At 70.3% G+C, this 23,759-nt stretch carries 21 protein-coding genes; 11 read left to right on the forward strand and 10 right to left on the reverse strand.

All coding sequences use genetic code 11. The features are described from left to right. The first annotated feature begins 97 nt into the window (after positions 1 to 97). The 10 genes from alaC (at position 98) to dnaB (ending at position 10,185) form a co-directional block, all read left to right on the forward strand. Positions 98 to 1,384, forward strand: a complete 1,287-nt coding sequence (gene alaC / locus VIS07_20885) for an alanine transaminase (GenBank protein ID HEY8517975.1) — start codon at positions 98 to 100, stop codon at positions 1,382 to 1,384. Then, a complete protein-coding gene (locus VIS07_20890) occupies positions 1,374 to 2,795 on the forward strand; it encodes a homoserine dehydrogenase (protein HEY8517976.1) in 1,422 nt (473 codons plus the stop codon). The genes alaC and VIS07_20890 overlap by 11 nt, the downstream gene beginning before the upstream one ends. Positions 2,796 to 2,823: 28 nt before the next feature. Further along, complete coding sequence (gene glpX / locus VIS07_20895) at positions 2,824 to 3,774, forward strand: class II fructose-bisphosphatase (protein ID HEY8517977.1); 951 nt, start codon at positions 2,824 to 2,826, stop codon at positions 3,772 to 3,774. Continuing rightward, positions 3,774 to 4,547 carry an enoyl-CoA hydratase-related protein gene (locus VIS07_20900; protein ID HEY8517978.1) on the forward strand — a complete coding sequence of 258 codons (774 nt, stop codon included), beginning with the start codon at positions 3,774 to 3,776 and terminating at the stop codon, positions 4,545 to 4,547. The genes glpX and VIS07_20900 overlap by 1 nt, the downstream gene beginning before the upstream one ends. 98 nt (positions 4,548 to 4,645) lie before the next feature. After that, entirely contained in the window at positions 4,646 to 5,050 is a 405-nt protein-coding gene (locus tag VIS07_20905; protein ID HEY8517979.1) for a cobalamin B12-binding domain-containing protein, read from the forward strand. Positions 5,051 to 5,098: 48 nt separating this feature from the next. Beyond that, positions 5,099 to 6,193 carry an NAD(P)/FAD-dependent oxidoreductase gene (locus VIS07_20910; protein ID HEY8517980.1) on the forward strand — a complete coding sequence of 365 codons (1,095 nt, stop codon included), beginning with the start codon at positions 5,099 to 5,101 and terminating at the stop codon, positions 6,191 to 6,193. 78 nt (positions 6,194 to 6,271) lie between these two features. Beyond that, positions 6,272 to 7,453, forward strand: a complete 1,182-nt coding sequence (locus tag VIS07_20915; protein HEY8517981.1) for an acetyl-CoA C-acetyltransferase — start codon at positions 6,272 to 6,274, stop codon at positions 7,451 to 7,453. 115 nt (positions 7,454 to 7,568) lie between these two features. Continuing rightward, positions 7,569 to 8,243, forward strand: coding sequence for an HAD family hydrolase (locus VIS07_20920; protein HEY8517982.1), 675 nt, complete (start codon positions 7,569 to 7,571; stop codon positions 8,241 to 8,243). After that, on the forward strand, positions 8,230 to 8,628 hold the full coding sequence (locus tag VIS07_20925) for a hypothetical protein (GenBank protein ID HEY8517983.1): 399 nt from the start codon (positions 8,230 to 8,232) through the stop codon (positions 8,626 to 8,628). The genes VIS07_20920 and VIS07_20925 overlap by 14 nt, the downstream gene beginning before the upstream one ends. A gap of 162 nt (positions 8,629 to 8,790) precedes the next feature. Beyond that, positions 8,791 to 10,185 carry a replicative DNA helicase gene (gene dnaB, locus VIS07_20930; GenBank protein ID HEY8517984.1) on the forward strand — a complete coding sequence of 465 codons (1,395 nt, stop codon included), beginning with the start codon at positions 8,791 to 8,793 and terminating at the stop codon, positions 10,183 to 10,185. 69 nt (positions 10,186 to 10,254) lie between these two features. On the opposite strand, the gene thiE is transcribed toward dnaB, so the two are convergent. From thiE to VIS07_20955, 5 genes are all read right to left on the reverse strand, one after another. Then, on the reverse strand, positions 10,255 to 10,935 hold the full coding sequence (gene thiE / locus VIS07_20935; protein ID HEY8517985.1) for a thiamine phosphate synthase: 681 nt from the start codon (positions 10,933 to 10,935) through the stop codon (positions 10,255 to 10,257). After that, positions 10,932 to 12,344: a hypothetical protein gene (locus tag VIS07_20940; protein ID HEY8517986.1), complete on the reverse strand. Its 1,413-nt coding sequence runs from the start codon at positions 12,342 to 12,344 to the stop codon at positions 10,932 to 10,934. Before VIS07_20940 ends, thiE begins: the two co-directional genes overlap by 4 nt. A gap of 291 nt (positions 12,345 to 12,635) precedes the next feature. Next, complete coding sequence (locus VIS07_20945; GenBank protein HEY8517987.1) at positions 12,636 to 13,292, reverse strand: YdcF family protein; 657 nt, start codon at positions 13,290 to 13,292, stop codon at positions 12,636 to 12,638. A gap of 19 nt (positions 13,293 to 13,311) precedes the next feature. Next, entirely contained in the window at positions 13,312 to 13,587 is a 276-nt protein-coding gene (locus VIS07_20950) for a hypothetical protein (protein HEY8517988.1), read from the reverse strand. Positions 13,588 to 13,652: 65 nt separating this feature from the next. Then, entirely contained in the window at positions 13,653 to 15,170 is a 1,518-nt protein-coding gene (locus VIS07_20955; GenBank protein ID HEY8517989.1) for an oligosaccharide flippase family protein, read from the reverse strand. A 145-nt stretch (positions 15,171 to 15,315) separates the two neighbouring features. Here VIS07_20955 and VIS07_20960 point away from each other — a divergent pair, with 145 nt between their 5' ends. After that, a complete protein-coding gene (locus VIS07_20960; GenBank protein HEY8517990.1) occupies positions 15,316 to 16,533 on the forward strand; it encodes a right-handed parallel beta-helix repeat-containing protein in 1,218 nt (405 codons plus the stop codon). 22 nt (positions 16,534 to 16,555) lie between these two features. On the opposite strand, the gene VIS07_20965 is transcribed toward VIS07_20960, so the two are convergent. The 5 genes from VIS07_20965 to VIS07_20985 are packed head-to-tail and all read right to left on the reverse strand — an operon-like array spanning position 16,556 to position 23,627. Next, positions 16,556 to 18,484: a sugar transferase gene (locus VIS07_20965; protein HEY8517991.1), complete on the reverse strand. Its 1,929-nt coding sequence runs from the start codon at positions 18,482 to 18,484 to the stop codon at positions 16,556 to 16,558. A gap of 52 nt (positions 18,485 to 18,536) precedes the next feature. Then, positions 18,537 to 20,450 (reverse strand): asparagine synthase (glutamine-hydrolyzing), encoded by a 1,914-nt coding sequence (gene asnB, locus VIS07_20970; protein ID HEY8517992.1) that lies wholly within the window; start codon positions 20,448 to 20,450, stop codon positions 18,537 to 18,539. A gap of 18 nt (positions 20,451 to 20,468) precedes the next feature. Further along, on the reverse strand, positions 20,469 to 21,296 hold the full coding sequence (locus tag VIS07_20975) for a polysaccharide deacetylase family protein (protein ID HEY8517993.1): 828 nt from the start codon (positions 21,294 to 21,296) through the stop codon (positions 20,469 to 20,471). Further along, on the reverse strand, positions 21,296 to 22,498 hold the full coding sequence (locus VIS07_20980) for a glycosyltransferase family 4 protein (GenBank protein HEY8517994.1): 1,203 nt from the start codon (positions 22,496 to 22,498) through the stop codon (positions 21,296 to 21,298). The genes VIS07_20975 and VIS07_20980 overlap by 1 nt, the downstream gene beginning before the upstream one ends. Position 22,499: 1 nt before the next feature. Then, complete coding sequence (locus VIS07_20985; GenBank protein HEY8517995.1) at positions 22,500 to 23,627, reverse strand: glycosyltransferase; 1,128 nt, start codon at positions 23,625 to 23,627, stop codon at positions 22,500 to 22,502. Between the last annotated feature and the right edge of the window lie 132 nt (positions 23,628 to 23,759).

The raw sequence follows: 23,759 nt of genomic DNA on the forward strand, positions 1-23,759 counted from the left end.
GGCAGGCGGCCTCGTCGTCGCGACGATCGAAGAACGGCGCGTCGTGCCATTCCGGGTCCGTAAACGTTGTGCTAACGAAGTTCGCCCAGGAGGGCCCATGGAATTTCCGCGGATCAAGCGGCTACCGCCGTACGTGTTCAACGTCGTCGGGGACCTCAAGGTGGCCGCGCGAGCTCGCGGCGAGGACATCATCGACCTCGGCATGGGGAACCCCGACCACCCGACGCCGCCGCACATCGTGGCGAAGCTCGTCGAGGCGGCCCAGAAGCCGGCCAACCACCGCTACTCGGTCTCGCGCGGCATCTACAAGCTCCGGCTCGCGATCTGCGACTGGTACCGTCGGCGCTACGGGGTCGAGCTCGACGCCGACCGCGAGGCGATCGTCACCATCGGCTCGAAGGAGGGCATCGCCCACCTCGCGCTCGCCATGCTCGGTGCGGGTGACGTCGTGCTCTGTCCGACGCCGACCTATCCGATCCACCAGTACTCGGTGATCATCGCGGGCGGCGACCTGCGCTCGGTGCCGCTCGTCCCCGGACAGGACTTCTTCGCGAACCTGGTCGAGGCGACGCGTCAGACCTGGCCCAAGCCGAAGCTCCTGATCCTCAACTTCCCGCACAACCCGACCACCGAGGTCGTCGACTTCGCGTTCTTCGAGCGCATCGTCGAGTTCGCGCGCGAGCACGAGATGCTCGTCGTCCACGACCTCGCCTACGCGGACCTCGTGTTCGACGGCTACGAGCCGCCGAGCTTCCTGCAGGTGCCCGGCGCGAAGGACATCGGCGTCGAGTTCTTCACGCTGTCGAAGAGCTACAGCATGCCCGGCTGGCGCGTCGGCTTCGCGGTCGGCAACGCGGAGATCATCGCCGCGCTGTCGCGCATGAAGAGCTACCTCGACTACGGCATCTTCCAGCCCGTGCAGATCGCCGCGATCGCGGCGCTCAACGGACCGCAGGACTGCGTCGACGAGATCCGCGAGGTCTACCGCCTGCGCCGCAACGCGCTGTGCGACGGCCTCACCCGCGCCGGCTGGAACGTCCCGCGGCCGAAGGCCACGATGTTCGTCTGGGCGGAGATCCCGGACGAGTTCAAGCACATGGGCTCGATCGAGTTCTCGAAGTTCCTGCTCAAGGAGGCCAAGGTCGCGGTGTCGCCGGGCATCGGCTTCGGCGAGTACGGCGACAACTACGTCCGCATGGCGCTGATCGAGAACGAGCACCGCATCCGTCAGGCGGTGCGCGGCATCCGGAAGGCGCTGTCGCTCGGCTCGTCGGCGCCGCGTCCGGCGCGGCCCGCACGTCGCGACGCGGGCGGGATCCAGGACGCCGCCGAGGGCAAGCCGGCGCTGCGCCGCGTGCAAGCGAGCGGTCGGCGTGAAGGGTAGGGCTGCCGGCGCCGAGCGCCTGACCGATGCGCGGCGCGTCGGCAGACGCGGCGCCTCGGCAGCCGCGACCATCGAGAAGCCGCTCCGGCCGCGCGCCGCGACCGACGAGGTCCGGGTCGCGCTGATCGGCTGGGGGACGATCGGCTCCGGGCTGATCAAGCTGATGCGCGACCGCGAGCACGAGATCGCGGCGCGCCTCGGCGCGCGTCTGCGGCTCTTGCGCGTCGCCGACATCGACCTGACCCGCAAGCGCGAGGTCCAGGTGCCGCGCGCGCTGCTCACCAACCGCACGCGCGAGGTGCTCTCCGATCCGTCGGTCGACATCGTCGTCGAGCTGATGGGCGGGCTCGAGCCCGCGCGCAGCTTCGTCCTCGAGGCGATCCGCAACGGCAAGGCGGTGGTGACGGCGAACAAGGCGCTGCTCGCCCACCACGGCCCGGAGATCCTGGCTGCGGCCGAGGAGAAGCAGGTCGGCTTCGCGTTCGAGGCGAGCGTCGGCGGCGGCATCCCGATCATCCGCACGCTGCGCGAGGCGCTCGGCTCCGACCGCCACAGCGCGGTGTTCGGCATCGTCAACGGGACCTCGAACTACATCCTCAGCACGATGGCCGAGGAGGGGCGCAGCTTCTCCGAGGTCCTCGCCGCCGCGCAGAAGGCTGGGCTCGCCGAGGCCGATCCGACCTACGACGTCGACGGCATCGACGCCGCGCACAAGCTCACGCTGCTCGTGCAGCTCGCCTTCGGCGTGCGCATCCCGCTCGACGCCGTGCACACCGAGGGCATCCGCGACCTCGACGCGAGCGACATGGCCTATGCGCGCGAGCTCGGCTACACGATCAAGCTGCTCGCGATCGCGAAGGACCACGGCGATTCGATCGAGGCGCGCGTGCACCCGACGATGATCCCGGCGAAGGATCCGCTGGCGGCGGTGAACGGCGCGTTCAACGCGGTCTGCCTGCACGGCGACGCGCTCGGACGCTCGATGTACTACGGCCAGGGCGCCGGCATGATGCCGACCGCGACCGCGGTGCTCGCCGACGTCATGGACGTCGCGCGCGACCGGCGCGAGCTCGGCCGTCCGCGGCTCGCGCCGCTCGGCTACCCGATCGCGCGCCAGCGCGTGGCGCGCGTCAAGCCGATCGGCGACGTCGTCAGCGAGTACTACCTCCGCGTGCACGCGCAGGACGAGCCCGGCGTCCTGGGCAAGATCGCGAGCCTGCTCGGGCAGCAGAAGATCTCGATCGCGTCGGTCACCCAGCGCGAGCGCTCGCGCGGCGAGCCGGTGCCGATCGTGATTCGCACCCACGAAGCCCGCGAGCGCGACCTGCGGCGCGCGCTCGACCGGGTCGCGAAGCTGCCGAGCGTCAGCGGCAAGCCGGTCGCGATCCGCATCGAGGAGAACCCCGGCTGACGGCCGCGCACAGGAGCTGAGCTTCGCAATGGATCGCAATCTGGCGCTCGAGGTCGTGCGGGTCACCGAGGCGGCCGCCCTCGAGTCGGCTCGTCTGATGGGCCGCGGCGACGCGGCGGCCGTCGATCGCGCCGCGGTGGCCGCCATGCGCCGCGCGTTCGACGCGATCGACGTCGACGCGGTGGTCGCGATCGGCGAGGGACGCGAGGGCGAGGTCGAGAGCCTGTACGTCGGCGAGCGCATCGGCGCGGGCGGGGAGAAGATCGACGTCGCGGTCGACGCGCTCGAGGGCGCGACGGTGTGCGCGACGGGCGGCGCGAACGCGCTGTCGATCATCCTGATCTCCGAGCGCGGACGCATTCTGGCTTGCCCCGAGACGTACATGGACAAGCTCGCCGTCGGCCCGGAGGGCAAGGGCGTGGTGAGCCTCGAGCGCTCGCCGCAGGAGAACCTCCGCGCGCTCGCCGAGGCGAAGGGCGTCTACGTCGAGGACCTGACGGTGGTGATCCTCGACCGGCCGCGGCACGACCGCCTGATCGACCAGGTGCGCAAGGCGGGCGCGCGCGTGCAGCTCCTCGCCGACGGCGACCTCGCGGCGGCGATCGCGACCGCATGGCCGGGCAGCGGCATCGACATCGTCATGGGCATCGGCGGCGCGCAGCAGGGCGTGCTCGCCGCGGGCGCGATCCTGGCGCTCGGCGGCGAGTTCCAGGGGCGCTTCCAGCCGCGCAACGAGGACGAGCGCGGACGTCTGCTCGAGGCCGGGATCTCGGACCTGTCGCGCGTCTACAGCCCGGTCGACCTGGTCGGCGACAACGTCATGTTCGCCGCGACCGGCGTCACGCAGGGACACCTGCTGAAGGGCGTCCGCTACTTCCGCGGCGGCGCGACGACCAATTCCGTGGTGATGCGCTCGCGCACGCGCACCGTGCGCTGGATCGAGGCGTACCACCACTTCGACTTCAAGCCGGAGTACTGATGTCTCTCGTCACCCTGAAGCGCGACGGCGACGTCGCCGAGCTCACCATCGACCGCGCCGACAAGCTGAACGCGCTCGACCGCGCGACGCTGCTCGAGCTGCGCGCCGCCGTGGCGGCGCTTGCGCGCGAGCCGGCGCGCGTCGTGCTGGTCGCGAGCGCCGGCGAGCGCGTGTTCGTCTCGGGCGCCGACATCGCGGCGATGTCGCAGATGTCGGTCGAGGAGGCGCGCGCGTTCGCGCAGCTCGGTCACGAGACCTTCGACGCGCTCGAGGCGCTGCCGTCGCTGGTGGTCGCGGTCGTGCAGGGCGCGGCGCTCGGCGGCGGCTGCGAGCTGATGCTGGCGTGCGACCTCGCGATCGCCGGCGAGAAGGCGCGCTTCGGCCAGCCGGAGACCAACCTCGGCCTGATCCCGGGCTTCGGCGGCTGCGCGCGGCTCCTGCGCCGCGTCGGCGTCGGGCTCGCGCGCGAGCTGATCTACAGCGGGCGTCTGCTCTCGGCCGAGGAGGCGCTGCGCGCAGGTCTCGTCCAGCGCGTGGTGCCGCAGGGCGAGCTGCGCGCGGCGGCGCGCAAGTGGGCCGAGGAGCTCGCGGCGCGCCCACCGCTCGCGATCGCGCGCGCCAAGGCGGCGATGGCCGCGGCCGAGACCAGCGACGCGCGCAGCGCGGCGCGCGTCGAGATCGAGGCGTTCGCGAGCCTGTTCGGCGCCGAGGACACCCGCGAGGGCCTGACCGCCTTCCTTGAGAAGCGCACCCCGACCTTCCGCGGCGTGTGAGCCGCGGCTCGTCGTCACGCTTCCAAGCCAAGCCCAGCAGCATCCGAACGACCCGACTTGCCGAGGCGCCCACGGCGCCGTTATAGGACCCCCGTTGCATGGACCGCCCCGTTCGCATCCTCGTCGCCAAGCCCGGCCTCGACGGGCACGACCGCGGTGCCAAGATCATCGCTCGCGCGCTGCGCGACGCGGGCTTCGAGGTGATCTACACCGGCCTCCACCAGACGCCCGAGATGATCGTCGAGGCCGCCCTGCAGGAGGACGTCGACGGCATCGGCCTGTCGATCCTGTCGGGCGCGCACCTCGTGCAGTTCCCGGCCGTGATCGAGCTCCTGCGTGAGCGCAACGCCGGCGACATCAAGGTCTTCGGCGGCGGCATCATCCCCGAGGACGACATCGCCGAGCTCACCCGGATGGGCGTCGCCAAGGTCTTCACGCCCGGCGCGACGACGCAGGAGATCATCGACTGGGTGAAGCAGAACGTAAAGCCGCGCGACGCCTGAGCGGACGTCCCGCAAGCGCGCTCGAGCGACGAGACGAGCGAAGCGTCTATGGAGCGCAGGGACCTGGTGATCGTCGGCGGCGGGCCAGCGGGCAGCGCCACCGCGCTCGCGCTCGCGCAGCTCGATCCGGGTCTCGCGTCGCGCGCCCTGCTGCTCGATCGCGCCGAGTTCCCGCGTGACAAGACCTGCGCCGGCGGCCTGATCCCGCACACGCTGCACGTGCTGCGCGAGCTCGGCCTCGAGCTCGACGTTCCTGCGGTGCGCGTCGACCACGCGAGCGTCGAGGTCAAGGGCGAGCGCATCGAGATCCCGGCGCCCGGCTGCTGCTGGATCATCCGGCGACGCGAGCTCGACGCGATGCTGCTCGGCGCGGTCCGCGAGCGTGGCGTCGAGGTGCGCGAGGGCGTCAAGGTGCTCGGCGCCGCGCGCGAGGGCGACGCGATCCGGCTCGAGACGACCGCGGGAGCGCTGCGCACGCGCGCCGTGGTCGGCGCCGACGGCTCGGGCAGCCTGGTGCGCCGCGCGCTCGTGAGCCGCGAGGAGGGCTTCGTCGCCCGCGCCGTGATGGCCGACGTGCCGATCGACGCGAGCGAGGCGCCGGCGCGCTTCGAGTTCGACTTCCGCGCCACACCGCTCGGGCTCGCGGGCTACGCGTGGTCCTTCCCCTGCCTGATCGAGGGACGTCCGCACTGGAACGTCGGCGCGTACTCGATCACGCGTCGCGGCGAGGGCGCGCGGCTCGCGCGTCTGGTCGACGAGCGCGCGCGCGACGATCGTGCGCCGCGCAAGGCGCACCCGATCCGGCTGCACCACAAGGACGCGCCGATCTCGGGGCCCGGCGTGCTGCTCGTCGGCGACGCGGCGGGCGTCGATCCGCTGCTCGGCGAGGGGATCTCGTTCGCGCTGCAGTACGGTCAGCTCGCGGCGCAGAGCCTGGTCGCTGGATTTGCGGTGGACGACCTCGGCTTCCGAGACTATGGACGACGAGTCGCCCGCTCACCGATGGGGGTCAAGCTCCGTCGGCTGGGGCTCGCGGCGCGGCTCCTCTACGGCCCGTCCGGGCCGCTGTGGTTCCGCCTCGTCCGGATGAGCCGGCGAGCGCAGATCATCGGTATGAACTGGTACAATGGGGTGGCAAACTGAACGGCAGGCTTCACGGCCGGAGCTGCCGTCTCGAACGGGCGTAGCGCCAGCGCGCCGACCCGATCCACGGAGGAAATCATGGCAGAAGCAGTGATCGTATCGGCGACGCGCACGGCGATCGGTTCCATGGGCGGCTCGCTCTCGAGCCTGCCGGCGACGACGCTCGGCGCGGTCGCGATCCGCGAAGCGCTCAAGCGCGCGGGCGTCGAGGGCAAGGAGGTCGGCGAGGTCATCCTCGGCAACGTGCTCGCAGCCGGCCTCGGGCTGAACGCCGCGCGCGTCGCGTACCTCGAGGCCGGAATCCCGAAGGAGGTCCCGGGCTACGGCGTCAACAAGGCGTGCGGCTCGGGCCTGAAGGCGGTCGCGAACGCCGCGGCGGGCGTGCTCTCCGGCGAGTACGACATCGCGGTGGCGGGCGGCATGGAGAGCATGTCGAACGCGCCCTACCTGCTGAAGAAGGCGCGCTTCGGCTACCGCCTCGGCCACGACCAGCTGCTCGACTCGATGATCGCCGACGGTCTGTCGTGTCCGATCACCTACGTCCACATGGGCGTGACCGCCGAGAACATCGCCAAGAAGTACGAGATCTCCCGCAAGGAGCAGGACGAGTTCGCGGCGGAGAGCCAGGCGCGCGCGGCCGCCGCGCAGGCCGCCGGCAAGTTCCGCGCGGAGATCGTCCCGGTCGAGGTGCCCGGCAAGAAGAAGGGCGAGACCGTGCAGTTCGCGGTCGACGAGTTCCCGCGTCCCGACACGACGGTCGAGAAGCTCTCGGCGCTGAAGCCGGCGTTCCAGAAGGACGGCACGGTCACCGCGGGCAACGCGTCGGGCATCAACGACGGCGCCGCGGCGCTGGTGGTGATGAGCGCCACCGCGGCGAAGGACCGCGGCCTCAAGCCGCTCGCCAAGATCCGCGCCTGGGCGTCGGCGGGCGTCGACCCGTCGATCATGGGCATGGGCCCGTGGCCGGCGGTCGAGAAGGTGCTCGCCAAGGCCGGGCTGCGCAAGGACGAGATCGACCTCTGGGAGCTCAACGAGGCCTTCGCCGCGCAGTCGCTCGGCGTGCTCCGCGAGCTGAAGCTCGACCCGAAGAAGGTCAACGTGAACGGCGGCGCGATCGCGCTCGGCCATCCGATCGGCGCGAGCGGCGCCCGCGTGCTCGTCACCCTGCTGCACGCGATGCAGGACCGCGACGCTCACCTCGGTGTCGCGTCGCTGTGCATCGGCGGCGGTCAGGGCATCGCCATGGTCGTCGAGCGCTGAGGCACACCATCACTCGACGGACGTCACGGGACGGGCGTGCGCAACCGCGCACGCCCGTTTTCGTTGGCTCGCTCGGGGATCGGCGCTCGCGCGTCGAGCGGGGGAGGGGGAGCCGGTGAGCGTCGCCGCGTTCTTCGACATCGACGGCACGCTGCTCTCGGTGAACACCGCGCCGCTCTACGCGCGCTACCTGCGCCAGCACGGCCGCGCGCGACGGCGCGACCTGCTGCGCACCGCGTTCTACCTGCTGCAGTACCGGCTCAACCTGCTCGACATCGATCGCGCCATCGAGCGCGCGAGCGGCCTGATCGCCGGGCAGCGCGAGAGCGAGATCGAGGAGTTCTGCGAGCGGTGGTACCGCGACATGGTGCGCCGCTACGTGGTGCCCGAGATGGTCGCGATCCTCGAGCGTCATCGCGCCGCGGGACACGTCATCGCGCTGCTCTCGAGCAGCACGCGCTACCTCGCGCAGCCGCTCGCACGCGACCTCGGCGTCGAGCACCTGCTGGTGACGCGTCTCGAGGTCGTCGATGGACGCTTCACGGGCCGCGCGATCGCGCCGGTGTGCTACGGCCCGGGCAAGGTGCACTTCGCGCGCGAGTTCGCGGAGCGCAACGGGATCGACCTCGCGCAGAGCTTCTTCTACACCGACTCGGTCACCGACGTGCCGGTGCTCGAGCTCGTCGGGCACCCGCGGGTCGTGAATCCGGATCGGCTGCTGAGGCGGCTCGCGCGCAAGCGGGGCTGGGAGATCGTGCTCGACGGAGGGGTGAGCGTTGGCGCGGCGTAGGACGAACACGTGGTGGTGGCTCGCGATCCCGCTCGCCGGCGTCGCGGCGTACGCGGGCTTCGTCGCGACCCTGAGCTGGATCTCGGGGCCCGACGCGAACGACGCGCCCGCGCCAAAGGCGGCGTTCGACGGGCGAAGCCTGCAGCCGGCCGCGCCGGTGGACGCGCCGGCCGCGCCCGCGGACGTGCCGTACGCGGGCGTCGAGGTGACGCCGCCGCAGCCGACCGCCACCGCCGTCGAGCAGCGCGCCGCAGACGCTGCGGGCGCGAGCACGGCGAAGGGGGCGAGCGGTGGAAAGCGCGCTCTGCCGCGCGAGGATCTCACGGAGCAAGACCGCCGCGCGCTCGAGCGCGTCATCGAGCGCGCCGTCGGCGGCAAGCGCTGACGCGCGCCATGCACGTGCATCGCGCGCACGTCGTGCGCACGTCGCCTTCGTCTCGCGTCACGCTCTTGCCCCGCTGGTCGCGCGGGACTATACCGCCTTGCCTTCACGCAGTCGCAGACGGCGGTTCTCGTCGTCGCCGAGCAGAGTCGGGGAGGAGACGCGGTGAGTAGTGATTCGTCGGGCGGCAACCGCGTTCCGCCGCAGAGCATCGAGGCCGAAGAGGCGGTGCTCGGCGCGATCCTGCTCGACAACCGCGCCCTCGATCGCGCCAACGAGATCCTCACCGCCGACGACTTCTACCGCGAAGCGCACCGGCGCATCTTCCGCGCGCTGAACGAGCTCGACGACCGGCGCGAGCGCGCCGACGTCATCACGCTGACGGAGTGCCTCAAGCGGCGAGGCGACCTCGAGGCGGTCGGCGGCGCCGCGGCGATCGCGGAGCTCGTCGAGCGCACGGCGACGACCGCGAACGTCGACCTCTACGCGCAGATCGTCAAGGACAAGGCGATCCTGCGCGCGCTGATGGAGGCGTCGAACGACATCGCGCAGCGCGCCGCGAGCGGCACCGGCGACGTTTCGGAGTTCCTCGACGACGCCGAGCGCATGATCTTCGAGATCAGCCAGCGCAAGATTCGCCAGCCGTACTCGCGCCTCGAGTCGATCATCGTCCAGTCGATCAAGACGATCGAGGCGCTCTACGAGAAGAAGGAGGCGGTCACCGGCGTCCCGACGGGCTTCTACGAGTTCGACCGGCTGACCTCGGGGCTGCAGCCCTCGGACCTCATCATCGTCGCCGGGCGCCCGTCGATGGGAAAGAGCGCGCTCGCGACCAACATGGCGCAGTACGCCGCCGCCAACTGCGGCGGCCGCGCGGTGGTGATGTTCTCCCTCGAGATGTCGAAGGAGTCGCTGGTGATGCGCATGCTGTGCGGCGAGGCGCGCGTCGACGGCACCAAGGTGCGCACCGGCTACCTCGGCGAGCGCGACTTCCCGCGCCTCGCCATGGCCGCGGGACGCCTCGCTGACCTGCCGTTCTACATCGACGACACCCCGGCGCTGTCGGTGCTCGAGCTGCGCGCGAAGGCGCGCCGCCTGCAGCGCGAGAACGAGAAGAACGGCGGGCTCGCGCTGATCGTCATCGACTACCTGCAGCTCATGCGCGCGCACAAGGACGTCGACAACCGCGAGCAGGAGATCTCGTTGATCTCGCGCTCGCTGAAGGCGCTCGCGAAGGAGCTGAACGTGCCGGTGATCGCGCTCTCGCAGCTCAACCGTGCCGTCGAGGCGCGCGCCGACAAGCGCCCCATGATGTCCGACCTGCGCGAGTCGGGCGCGATCGAGCAGGACGCCGACCTGATCGTCTTCGTCTACCGCGACGACTTCTACAACAAGGCGTCGCCCGAGGAGGGCATCGCCGAGATCATCATCGCGAAGCAGCGCAACGGTCCGCAGGGCACCGTCAAGCTCGCGTTCCGCAAGGAGTACACGACCTTCGAGAACCTGAGCACGCGCGAGGACGACGAGCTCGTCGGTCAGTACGACGAGGCGGAGCTCTGAGCGCGCGTCCGCCCGCCGCGGCGTGAGGCGCAGCGGGCCGCGCGTCGCTCGGCCGCGACGGGCGCACGCTCAGCCGCGAAGCGGCCCGAGCGCCAGGATGCGGCGCGTGAACGCGAGCGGATCGCTCGCGCTCGCGAGCGCGCCGATCATCGCCACCGCGTCGGCGCCGGCCTCGAGCACGGAGGCTGCGGTCGCTTCCCCGATGCCGCCGATCGCGACGATCGGGATCCGCACCGCGCGGCGCACGGCGCGCAGCTCGTCGAGCGTCCGCGGCCGCGACAGAGCGTCGGGCTTGCTCCCGGTGGGGAACATCGGACCGAAGCCGATGTAGTCGGCGCCGCCGTTTTCGGCGGCGCGCGCCTCGGCCACGTCGTGCGTCGAGACGCCGATCACGAACCCCGAGCCCGCCATCCGGCGCGCGTGGGCGAGCGGGAGGTCGTCCTGGCCGAGGTGCACGCCGGCCGCACCGCTCGCGAGCGCGACGTCGAGCCGGTCGTTGATGATCACACGCGCGCCGTGCGCCGCGGCGTCCTCGACCAGCCCGCGCGCGAGGCGCAGAAACGACGACGCCGGCATTCCCTTGCAGCGGAGCTGCAGCCAGGGAACGCCGGCGCGTAGGACCTGCGCGGCAAGCGCCCGGATCGGCCGTGGATCGTCGAGATCGGGCGCCGCGTCGAGGATCGGGTAGAACGGGGCCGCGACGAAGGCGCCGGACGGCCGCGTCTGCGGCCGTCCGGCAGCGTCGCTCATAGACGCCGGAGCGGCATCTTCATGGCCGGGGCGCCCCGTCCGCCGCGCGACAGATCCGAGTTCGGCACGAACGGGAACATACGCCCCCACGGCTTCTTGCGGAACCCGTCCGGCGTCGGCGGGACGAACGGCGACGTCGGCGTCGGGATCGGCGTGACGGTCACGGTCGGCGTCGGCGTCACTCCAGGCGTGGGCGTCCCTCCGGGCGTCGGCGTCGCCGTCGGCGGCACGAACGGCGCGGTCGGCGTGGGCGTCGGGCCGCCCGTCGGCGTGGGCGTCGGCGTCGGGCCACCGGTCGGCGTCGGTGTCGGCGTCGGGCCGCCCGTCGGCGTCGGCGTGGGCGTCGGACCGCCGGTCGGCGTCGGTGTCGGCGTCGGGCCACCGGTCGGCGTGGGCGTCGGGCTGCCGGTCGGCGTCGGCGTCAAGGTGGGCGTCGGCGTCGGGGTCGGGGTGAGGGTCGGCGTCGGGGTGGGCGTGGGCGTCGGCGTGGGCGTCGGGCTCGGCGTGGGCGTCGGGGTGCGCGGCAGGTGCACGCCGAAGATCACGATGCCGTCCGCGTAGGCCGTACCCGTGAAGATCAGGCGCACGCCGAACTCGAGGTTGGGATCGTTCGGCGCAATCACGCGACCGGTGAAGATCGCCTTCGGCGCCGTCGCCGAGCCGTTGCCGATGCGGTTGTTCTTGTCCTTCAGGAAGAAGACCAGGTCGTCGGGATTGCCGCTCAGCGGCATCACCTGCGCGTCGATCTGCGTGGTGAGCATCATCTGCACGCTCACCGTGCTCGGCGCGAGCGCCAAGAGCTGCGCCTCGCGCTCGACCCGGAGGCGGCGGAAGATGTAGTTGCCGCCCGCCAGCAGGACCTCGGCGTGATGGTCGATGATCACGCTGCCGTAGCAGCCGGGCTGCAGCGTGCGCGGCGAGTTCGGCGCGGTGATGGTCAGGTTCGGCGCGTTGTCGGTGCAGGGATCATCGACGTCCGGCGGCAGGTCGGGAACGTTGATGCTCAGCGGCAGCGCCACGTTGGCGATCACGCCGCGCACCGCCGCGTTGCCGTCGAGCTTGACCTTGTTCGCGTAGACGTTGTTCGCCACCGCGTTGTTCTCGAGCTCGACCTCGTCGGACGCGAAGTACGAGTCGGGCATCGAGGCGTCCTGCTCGGTGTTGAGCCCGACGTGCAGGCGTCCACCCGGCTCGGTGACGGCGAAGTTCCCCTGCAGCAGCAGGTTGCTGGTGATCTCCAGCTTGTTTTTCGCGATCGCCGTGTAGTCGAGCCAGTTCGACGAGATCTGTGCTCGTGCAGCGCCGGCCGTCGCCACGACGAGAACGGCCGCGAGGAGGCCGCCGAGCGTGAGGCTGACACGAGGGAACGGAGCGCGATGGTTACCGTGCGTCGGCTGGTGGAGCGTCATCTGCGGTTCCTCTGAAGCAGGCGTCTGCCTTGCGAGTTGAGGGTCGAATGCGCCGGGATGATGTGGCCTGAACCGCCGCATTTTGCAAGTCACACAGCAGGGACGATTTCACCTTCCATGCTCGACGCAGCGCGGTACGACGTAGGACCACCGGCGGCGCGCGACATCGCAAGCGAGGTGCCATTTGCGGCCGACGAAAATCTTCGCACGGCGCGGGGATTTCGCGCCGCGTCGACGGGCGCGCTTTGCAGCGCTGCAAGGTGTCGCCGAAGCGCGAGGAGACGCGCTTCGCTATGGCGTGTGGCGGGCGGGGGCCTCGCTGCCGGGAACCGGCCCGAAGCCGAGCCAGGCGGGGACGAAGTAGCGGACGGTATAGAGCGCGAGCTTCAGCGTCTCGTTGGTGACCTGGATCAGCGGCCGCTCCTCCAGCCACCACAGCGATTCCGGCGGGAGCGGCTCGCCGCAGGCGTGCACGCGGACGTCGAAGCCTGCCTCGCCGGCAGTCAGACGCAAGGTCGTGCGCGCGCGCCGCGAGTGCAGGGGCGAGGTGACGGCGACGATGCTCTTTGCGCCGCTCTGCTCGACCCAGCGGCGCAGCACCGCGGCGTCCTCCCAGGTGCTCGTGCCCTCGGGAAGGACGACTGCCGCTTCGATCGGCAGCCCGTTCTGCATCGCGATGGTCGCGTTGACCACCGCGTCGGTCATCGGCCGCTCGACGGCGATCAGCTCGGGGAGCGTCCGGCCGCCGCCGAACACGACGCGCGGCGCGAGCCCGCGCGCATACAGCTCCGCCGCACAACGCGGACGATCCGGAACGTCACCCGCGAAGACGAAGATCGCGTCGGCTCGGGGAGGCAGCGGATCGGTCGCGGCCAGGAGACGCGGCAGCCACGGCACGAGCGCGGCCACCAGCAGGAGCAGGACGAGGAGGCGGAGGAGCGACCTCACCGGACGGGATCGGGATCCCTCACGAGGCGTCGACCTCGTGCTTCGAGCGCTCCTTCTCGATCATCGCTGCGTGGCGCGCCACCACGATCTCGAGGTTGCGCAGCCGGTGGTCGGTGTCGTCTGCGCCCGCGAGCGCGCGACGGCCGCCCTCGAGGAAGGTGTTGCGGATGTTGTACGCGGTCGTGTGGCTCACCTGGTAGTACGCGCAGATCTCGTGCAGCGGTCGAGCGCGCTTCAGGACGTCGAGCGCAAGCGCGACCTTCTCCTCGTTGGTGAGTTTCTCCCTGGCTCTCATGCGCTTCCCTCGGCGAGAAGAAGAGGAAGTCTCTTGCCCCTTGGTTGGCACGTTCGATTCAGTGCTCATCGTCCCGTCGCGTCCCTGACGCCCGGCAGCAGCGGCCGCACGTAGCGCACGGCGACCGCAGCCTGCGGCACTCGGCGTTCGACCCACATCAGCGCCGACGCCACGTCCTTGGGATCGAACAGTCCCGAAGCCAGCAGCGCGGCCGGATAGAGAAGGATCAAGGGAATTTTGAGCGCGATCGACGCCGCCACCGAGCTTGTCTCGACGAACGTCGACGCAGCGTAGATCCCGAGCGCAGCGCTGAGCATGATCAGCATGCGCCCGTAGCGGTACGGCACGTGATAGACGCGCAACGACAGCAGCAGGGTGGTCGACATCTGCACGAGGAAGCCGATGAAGGTGGCCCACGCGGCGCCCATCATGCCGTAACGCGGGATCAGGATGAAGTTCAGCGTCACGTTGACCACCGCCGCGGTCGTCACGCTGATCGTGCGCAGGATCGTCTTCTTCGAGAACAGCGCGCCGATGTTGAACATGAAGCCCATGCCGTCGAAGACGAGCGCGAACGAGATGATCGGAATCACCGCTGCGGCGGGGTAGAACGCAGGCGTCGCCATGATGCGCAGCAGCTCAGGCGCGAACACCGCGAGGTTGAGCCACAGGAAGAGCATCAGCGCGAGGTAGTACGCCGTCATGTCGGCGTAGAGGCGCGGAGCGTTCTCCTCCTTGCGGTGGCGAAACAGAAACTGTGGCCACGAGAGCTGAAACGCGGTGACGACGAAGGTGAGGATCTCCGCGAAGCGGTAGCCCAGCGAGAAGATGCCGACCTCGCTGGTCGAGTAGTAGTGCTTGAGGAACCAGCGATTGGTCAGGTCGAGGGTGAACGACGCCGCCCCGACCGGAACGAAGGGCAGGCCGAAGAGCAGCTGCTCCTTGATGTCCTGCCAGTGAAAGCCCGCACGCAGCATGCGGAAGGTGACGCCGGTGAGCAGGAAGCAGAACACCAGCTCGGCGAGGAACTGGCTCAGCACGACGCCCGTCGCGCCGAGGTGGAAGACGGCGACGAGCACCACCGCGAGCACCATGCCGAGCGCGTTGCGGGCGAGCGACCACGCGGCGTAGCGCTTCGACTGGTCGTTCGCGCGCATGATCGCGAACGGCATGCGAAGCAGGACCTTGCACAGCACCGTCGCGGTGCCGAGGCACATCAGGAACCACCACGACTCGCTGCCGAGGATCAGATCCGCGAGCGGCCGGTTGAACAGGAACGGCACCGCCGCGAGCGGTACCGCGAACAGGATGACGATCCACAGCGACGCGGCCACGACGCGCTCGCGGCCTTCCTCCGTGTCGTGCTCGTAGTAGAACCGGAACAGCGAGGTGCTCTGTCCCAGGTTCATGAGGATGAACATCACCTGGGTGTACATCGAGACCAGCGCCATCACGCCGTAGTCCGCCGTCGTGAGATAGCGGGTGTACAGCGGGATGAGCAGGAACCCGATGATTTTGATGCCGTAGTTGCCGAGGCCGTAGATGACGGTGTGGCCGAGGAGGGTGCGGAACTTGTTCAGCATGGATGGAACGACAGGGATACGGATCGCACGGTCTTCGGACCAGCTGTCAGGAACGGCTGCGGACACGGCGCGCGAAGTCGCGGCGCGCACGCCGCGCGGAGCGTCGTCCCACGCGGCACGCCGAGCGCGTCGGACGCTCGGCGTCTTGCTCCTCCTCGCCGGCCTCGGCGCCGCAGCGGACGTCGCCGTCGGAGCCGAATGCGGCGGCGATCGACGCTGCCGCTGCGGCGACGTCGTCGTCGCGGACTACACGCTGCCCGAGGACCTCGGCCCATGCCCGGCGTCGGGGCTGCGCGTGCGTCGGCGCGTGGTGCTCGACGGTGCGGGGCACGTCATTCGCGGCAGCGGCGCGAAGGGCAGCTTCGGCGTGCAGGTGGACTCCGGCGCGAGCGGCTCCCAGATCCGCAACCTCGCGGTGACCGGCTTCGAGCGCGGCCTGCGGCTCGTCAAGGTCGAGCGCGTGCGCGTGTCGGGCGTCGCGTCGCACGACAACGGCGACTTCAAGGCGCGGGTCGGCTACGGCATCGACTTCGCCGGCGGCGCGAGCCGCAACGTGCTCGACCACGTGCAGGTCTTTCGCAATGCGGATGAGGGAATCCATCTTGGATCGGGAGCGCACGAGAATCAGATCATCGATTCGCAGGTCTACGACAACGCGCGCGAGAACGTCTACTTCCTTCGCAACCACGGCAACGTGCTGAAGCGAAGCGAGCTGCGCGGCGCCGGCTCGACCTCGGTGTACATCAAGGACGCGTCGCGCACCGTGCTCGAGGGCAATCGCATCGACGGTGCGCTGGTGCACATCCGCGGCGCCTCGCGCGAGACGCAGCTGATCGACAACCTCCTGTCCTCCGCGCCGCTCGTGCTGCAGGGGTACAAGGAGAAGGGCGCGCAGATCGCCGCGCGGTACCCCGAGGATACGCTCGTGCGCGGCGGCCGCATCTCGGCGGACTCTGCGTGCGTCCGCGTCGACGGCGCGAGCGGCACGTCGCTCGAGAACGTCGCGCTCGATTGCTCACGCCAGGTGTCGCTCGCCGGCGGCGCGACCGTGGTCGCCGTGGACACCCGCGTGAGCGACGTGCAATGCTCCGGCGCGGGTGAGCTGCAGCGGGCGCGGCGCGTGGAGTTCCGCGTAGTCGACGCCGCGGGCGATCCGGTGCGCGACGCGAAGCTCTTGCTGACCGGCGCGGCGAAGCCGCTCGGCACGACGAACCAGGCGGGCATGTTCTCGGGTCTGGCGATCGAGTCGCGCGTGACGTGTCCCGGAGCGCGCGAGAGCGCGATCGAGTCCCTGCGGATCGAAGGCGACGGGCGCTCGCGCGAGGTGCCGCTCGCCGAGCTGCGCGGCGACGTCCGGCTGTGACGCTGCTGCCGCTCTCCCCGTCCTAGTGTCCGAGCTTGACGGCGATCCGGTAGTCGCTCGGACGGTCGCCCAGCCGCACCACGGTTCCGATGCCGATGCCGAGCAGACCCCAGAACAGGATCTGGATCGCGATGTTGTCGAACGGATCGAAGCTCTGCATCGCGACGCCGAAGCCGACGACCGCCGCCATCACCGCCCACTGTACGGCGCGTAGACCGGCGTCCGTCGTGCGGCGCTGCGCGCGGTAGAGCGCGAGGAACGCCGTCACGAGGATCCACAGCATCGCCGCCCAGCCGAGGATGCCGTTCTCGAGGATCAGGCGCATGTTGCCGTTCAGCTGGCGGAGCGCCTCGTCGGGCAGCGTCGTGTTCGGCGGCACGAGCTCGCCGAGCGTCCGCGGTCCGAGACCGAAGAGCAGCGTGCGCGTCGGCAGCTCGGAGAGGTTGTGGCAGATCTGCGTCGCCTGGCCGCAGACGAGTTGCATCCAGTCGAAGCTCGTGTGGGCGAGGCCGTGCATCACCGACAGGTACGCGAACGGCGTCAGCACGCCGAGGAAGACCGCGGCCCACATCGTGCTGAAGTGCACCCAGAGGTACGCGGTCACGATGAGCGCCAGCGCGATGAGGCCAGCGGGGTCGCGCGTCAGGAGGATGCCGACGAGACAGAGCGTCGTCGCGGCGACCCAGAAATCGCGCGCCTCGCGCGTCTGCGCGCGCGTCAAGCTACAGAGCACGCACGGGACGCCGAGCAGCAGATACGTTGCGAGCGCGATCGGGCTGCCGAGCGTCGACGAGATCCCGACCGTGTTCATGCCGAGACCGGTGCGCCCGGTGCTCCCCGACGGGAAGTAGTCGGCGAGGATCAGCTCGAGGATCCCGACCGTACACAGCGCGACCGAGGTCAGCGCGACCGCGTTCACGGCGTTGCGCACGAAGCTGCGTGTGAACGTGCCGTTGATGATCGCGAGCAGGACGATGAAGCCCGTGATCAGGTGGTACGCGGCGCCGCGCACCGCCTGGATCGGCGCCGCCGACTGGAAGGCCGAGATCAGCGCGAGCAGCAGGAAGCACGCGATCGGCAGGTTCAGCGGGCTGCGGTAGATGCTGATCCGGTCGCTCGGCGCGCGACGCAGGATCATCCACAGCGCGCCGAACGCGATCACGCCGTGCAGCGGGTTCACCCGCGCGCCGCCCACGTTGATGTACAGGCGCTCCATCGCGCCGGCAGGAATGAACGAGACGAACAGCAGCAGGACGAGCAGGAACGCGCCGAGTGTGATCCAGCGGTTCAGGACCTTGAGCGCGGTCAGCGCGACGAGCTGGGCGTCGAGCGCCAGCGAGCGGTGCGCGATGTACAGCCGGTCGTAGCGCAGCTTGTTGCGCGGCGACGTGAAGTAGCCGCCGCGCACCTGCGCGAGACCCGTCATGCCGGGACGCACGCGGAAGCGCTCGGCGTAGTGCGGGATCTCCTGCAGGTAGCGCTCGAGGAAGATCGGCCGCAGCGGGCGCGGTCCGACGAAGTTCATCTCGCCGCGCAGCACGTTCCAGAGCTGCGGGATCTCGTCGAGCTTCGAACGCTTCAGGAACTTGCCGATCGGCGTGTAGAAGTCGTCCTGCGGGCTCAGCAGGCGTCCGCCGATCTGGCGCTCCGAGCCTTCACGCAGCGTCCGGAACTTGTACATCGTGTACAGACGCTGGTTCAGGCCGACGCGGACACCGGCGTAGAACAGCGGCCCCGGGCTGGTCAGCTTGATCGCGATCGCGACCAGCAGCAGCACCGGCGACAGCACGATCAGCGCCGCAATCGCCAGGATGGCTTGCAGAGCGTACCGGACGCGCGATTCCGGTAGCTCTGGAGGCAGGGGCTGCTGCGATACTACCGGGGGCGCCTCCTGCTCGCGGACGGCCGACGTATCAGTGGATACTGCGCGGAGGGCTAGGTTCCTAGGCACGTCGTCGCTCCAAGCTCGAGTCCAAAAAAATGCCTGAGCCGTTCAAACCTGGTCAACCCACAAGTCTGCGCAGGGGCTCGGTAGCGCCCGTGCTCTGTGCGATCCGGTCGTGCCAGGCCTGGAACATGAGAAGCGTCCAGATGTCGCGGCTGTGATCCCGCTCCCGACGCTCGTGGGCCTCGATCAGCGCCTGCACCGGCTCCGGACGGAAGAGCCCGGTCGCCTTGATGCGCGACGGTGCGAGGGTGTCGCGCACGAGCGAGCGCAGCGGCCCGGTCAGCCAGCTCGGGATCGGGACGTTGAAGCCTTGCTTGGGCCCCTTGGCGGTCTGCTGCGGGAGGACGTCCTTCATCGCTTCGCGCAGCAGGACCTTGGTCTTGAGGCCCTTCATCTTGAGGCGGCTCGGGATCGAGGCGACCGTCTCGACCAGCGGGTGGTCGAGCAGCGGGACGCGGCCCTCGAGGGAGGTCGCCATCGTCATGCGGTCGGCCTTGACCAGCATGTCGCCCTCGAGGCCGATGTGCGTGTCGATCGCGAGCAGCCGCGCGAGCAGGTCGTTCGGCTCGATGCGCGCGGCCACCTGGTGGTAGAGGCGCACGGTCGGCTCGAGCGTCTCGTCGAGCTCGCGGTAGAGCGCCCGCTTCGCCGGCTCGTCGAAGATCGCCTTCCACGAGAAGTGCGCCTCGATGTCGTTGCGCGTCGCGCCGGCGACGAAGCGCTTCGCCATGTAGTCGAAGCTCACCTTGCCGTGTGACACCGGCAGACGGTTCGCGGTCCACGCGGCGAGCGCGCGCAGCGGTCCGGGGACGGCGCGCCGGTAGACGCCGGCGAGCCGCGTCGCGGCGTAGGTCTTGTAGCCGGCGAAGACCTCGTCGCCGCCCTCGCCGGTCAGCGCGACCGTGACGTGACGCCGTGCGAGACGCGACACGCAGAGCACCGGGATCGCGGACGAGTCGGCGTACGGCTCGTCGAACGACTGCACGAGCTCCGGGATCAGGGCGACGGCGTCGGGCGTGACGATCAGCTCATGGTGCTCGGTCTCGAAGTGACGCGCCGCCTCGCGCGCGCGGTCGAGCTCGCTGAAGCTCTTCTCCGCGAAGCCGATCGAGAAGGTCTTCAGCGTGCCGCTGTGGTGGCGCCGCATGCAGGCGACGAGCGTCGCCGAGTCGACGCCGCCCGAGAGGAAGACGCCGAGCGGCACGTCGGCGACGAGGTGGCTGCGGACTGCGTCGTCGACGCGCTCGCGGACCGCCTCGATCGCGTCCTGCACCGTGCGGAAGCGCGGATCCGGCTCGTACGACAGCTCCCAGTAGCGCTCGATCCGCACGTTGCCGCGCTCCGCGATCAGCATCGTGCCGGGCATGAGCTTGCGCGCAGCTTTGAAGATCGTCGCCGGCGCGGGGACGTAGGTCAGGCTCAGGTAGTCGTGCAGTGCTTGACGGTCGATCGTGCGGTCGAGGCCGACCGCGAGCAGGCTCTTGAGCTCGGAGCCGAACAGCAGCCGGCCGTTGCCGATGCTGTAGTAGAGCGGCTTGATGCCGAGCCGATCGCGCGCGACCACGAGGCGGCGGTTCTCCGCGTCCCAGAGCGCGTACGCGAACATGCCGCGCAGCTTCTCGACGCCGCGGATGCCGTACTCTTCGTAGAGGTGAACGATGGTCTCGGTGTCGGAGTTCGTCTTGAAGCGGTGGCCGCGCTGCTCGAGGTCCTTGCGCAGCTCGCGGTAGTTGTAGATCTCGCCGTTGAAGACCACCGACACCTTGCCGTCCTCGTTGCTGATCGGCTGCTGACCGCCGCCGAGGTCGATGATCGACAGGCGGCGCATGCCCATCGCGAGCGGTCCGTCGACCAGGAAGCCCTGATCGTCAGGGCCGCGGTGGGTGATGACGTCGCACATGAGCTGCGCAATCGTCCGCGTGGCGAGGACGCCCTGCTCGAGCGAGAGGAATCCGGCAATGCCGCACATGGGTTCGTATCCTTGGGGTCAGGCGTAGGAGCGCGCGCCGCCGCCGAGACGCTGGCGGGCGGCGTGCAGCACGTCGAAGCTGCCGTCGAGCTTGTGCGCGAAGTCGCGCAGCGTGTCGTCGTAGGCGATGAACGTTCGCCGCAGGCTGTACGGGTGCGTGTCGGGCGTGACGCAGCCGGGCATGGTCGTGCAAGCCAGACGGAAGCCCGCCTCGCGCACCGCGCGCTTGACGCCGTCGTCGAACGCGCCGCGCGGGTAGCAGAAGGTCTCGACCGGCGTGCCCGTGCGCTCGGCGATCAGATCGCGCGAGCCCTCGATCTCGCGGCGCAGCTCGTCTGCGTCGAGCCCGGTCAGCTCTCGGTGGGTGAGCGTGTGGGCGCCGAACTCGATGCCCTCGCGCTGCATCTCGGCGACCTGCTTCCAGTCGAGCGGCCGCAACCCGCGGCGGTCGCGCAGCACCGGCAGCTCGTCGCCGCCGATGTAGCCGGCGGCGAGAAAGACCGTCGCCGGCAGGCTGTGCTTGACGAGGACGGGGAGGGCGTTCGTGTAGTTGTCGGCGAAGCCGTCGTCGAAGGTGATCGCTACCGTGCGCTCGGGAAACGGGCGGTGCTCGTCGAGGTGCGCGCGCAGGCTCGCGAAAGGCACCACGTTGAAGCCCTCGCGGCGCAGCCACGCCATCTGCTCGGCGAACGCGCGCGGCGTGACGCACGAGCGGTGCTGCTCGTCGTCGATGCGGTGGTAGTAGATCACGCGCGCCGTGCCCTTGCGCGCCGGCTTGACGCGGCGGACGAGGTGGACCGCCTCGCTCGCCAGGCGACGCGCGCCACGCTCGACCAGCGAGCGCATCAGGCGCGGCCCTCCGCTGCGGCGCGCAGCATGCCCTCGAGCTGCGAGACCGTCTGGCGCATGTCGAACTTCTCGGCGACGCGGCGGCGTCCTTCCTCGGCCATGCGCGCGGCCTCGGCCGGGTCGTCGAGCAGGCGGGTGATCGCGTCGGCCAGCGCCAGGGGATCGCGCTCGGGAACGAAGAGCCCGCTGCGCCCGTGCTCGATCAGCTCGCCGAGCGACGGCAGCTCCGTGCAGACGACGGGTGTGCCGGCCGCGAGGCCCTCGATCAGGATGTTCGGGATCCCGAAGTGGTCCTCGTGGTGCGCGGGCAGGGCGACCACGGCGGCGCGGTGGTAGGCCGGAATGACCTCCTCCTGCGGCAAGTAGCCCGGCATCAGCACGCGGTCCTCGAGCCGTAGCGAGCGGATCAGACGCTCGAGCGCCTCGCGCTCCTCGCCGTCGCCGATGATCTCGAGCTCGACGTCCCGTCCGCGGTCGCGCAGGATGCCGACCGCGCGGATCAGGTCGTCGATGCCCTTGCACTTGCGCAGGGTGCCGACCGTCAAGATGCGCTTCGCGATCCGCGGCGTCCCGTTGCGCGCGAAGCGCCCGAGGTCGACGCCGTGGTAGACCGTGCGGATGCTCGAGGCGCGCTTGGGCGCGATCTGCGCGAGATACCCACGGTTGTAGTCGGTGCAGGTGACGACGAAGCGCGCGGCGTCGATCTTCTCGCGCAGCATCGCGTGGTGCACGAAGATGTCGGTCGCGTGGCCGGAGAAGCTGTACGGGATGCCGGTCAGACGCGAGATCAGCAGCGCCGCCGTCCCGGGGTAGGTCGCCCAGTTGGCGTGCACGTGACGCACGCCGCGACGCTGCATGTCGCGCGCGAAGGCGAGCGCCTGCGGCACGATCGCGACCGACTTCGCGAGCGCACCAGGCATCGACCGGTGGCCCCAGACGATGTGCGCGAGCGCCGCCGCCGTCGTGCCCGGCTTCGACAGCGCGACGCGTCCGGCGGTGGCGACGAGCTGTGTCGGGCGCGGCGGGTAGACCACGCGCTCGAGCAGCGGCCGCGCGTCGGCGTGCACCTTCCAGCCGCGCGGCGGGTGCAGCAGCGAGTAGATCGCGAAGTCGAGCCCGCGCTCGTGGAGTCCCAGCAGCTCGCGCAGGAAGTACGCGTCGACCTGGCGTGGGAACTGATTGACGACGAAGGCCAGCATGTCAGGCTGCGGCGCGGTCTCCCGCGCCGACGAGGGCGAGATAGAGTTGCTCCGTGCGCTCGACCATCGAACGCACCGAGAAGACGTTGTCCGCACGCTTGCGTCCGGCGGCGCCCATCGACGCGATCAGCTCGCGCGACGAGGCGACGCGGGCGAGCGCTTCGGCGAGCTCGTTCGGACGGCGCGGCGGCACGAGGAAGCCCGTCTCGCCGTCGACGATCACCTCGGCGTTGCCGCCGACGTCGGTCGCGACCACCGGCTTGCCGGCCGCCATCGACTCGAGCACGGTGTTCGAGAGCCCTTCCTTGACCGACGACAGCACCGAGATGTCGACGCTCTGCAGCCACTCGGCGGAGTCGGTGCGGAAGCCCGTGAAGTGTACGCGGTCGCCGAGGCCGAGCTCGCTCGCGAGACGCTGCATGCGCGCCTGCTCGCTGCCGTCGCCGATGATCACGAGGTGCAGGTTCGGGACGCGGTCGCTGATCAGCGCGAACGCGTGCAGCAGCGTTGCGTGGTCCTTCGCCGGCTCGACGCGCGCGACGCAGCCGGCGAGCACGACGTCGTCGCCGACGCCGAGCTCACGGCGCCGCACGCGCGGATCGCACGGCGTCTTGAAGCGATCGAAGTTGACGCCGTTGTAGATGGTCACGACCTTGTCCGGCGAGAGCCCGCCGCGCTCGAGCAGGTACTGCCGCACGGCCTCCGAGTTCGCGATGATGCGATCGGTCGAGCGCGCGAGGAAGCGTCCGATCACGCGCTTGTAGGTCTCTTCCCAGATGTCGACGTTGCGCTCGGACGCGAAGAGCCAGGGCACGCCGGCGATGCGGGCTGCGACGCGTGCCCAGGTGTTCGCGGTCCACAGGTAGGTCTGCACGATGTCGAAGCGCTCGCGCCGCATCAGGTTGGCGAGGCGCAGGACGAGTCCGGGGTCGGCCTTGAGGCGCTTCGGCTCGTGCAGCACCGGCACGCCGAGCGCCTCGATCTCCTGCGCCTTGCGGCCGTGGCGGAAGCAGCACACGTACGGCTCGAAGCGGTCGCGATCGATCCGCCGGACGATCTCGAGGATCTGCTGCTCGGTGCCGCCGATGTCGAGCTCGTCGATGACGAACAGGATGCGCAGTCTGCTCATGCCCTCTTCGCGGACGGACGACTTCGTGGGCGCGCCGTCGCGCGTTCGCAGCGGCAGGACCTTGCCCGGCCCACCGCGACGCTTCGCAGTGTTCTCGCGCTCGTTCATACGGCTCCGGTCGGTGCAGAGGGA

The sequence above is a fragment of the Candidatus Binatia bacterium genome, assembly GCA_036563615.1.
Classification (GTDB): Bacteria; Desulfobacterota; Binatia; order UBA12015; family UBA12015; genus DATCMB01.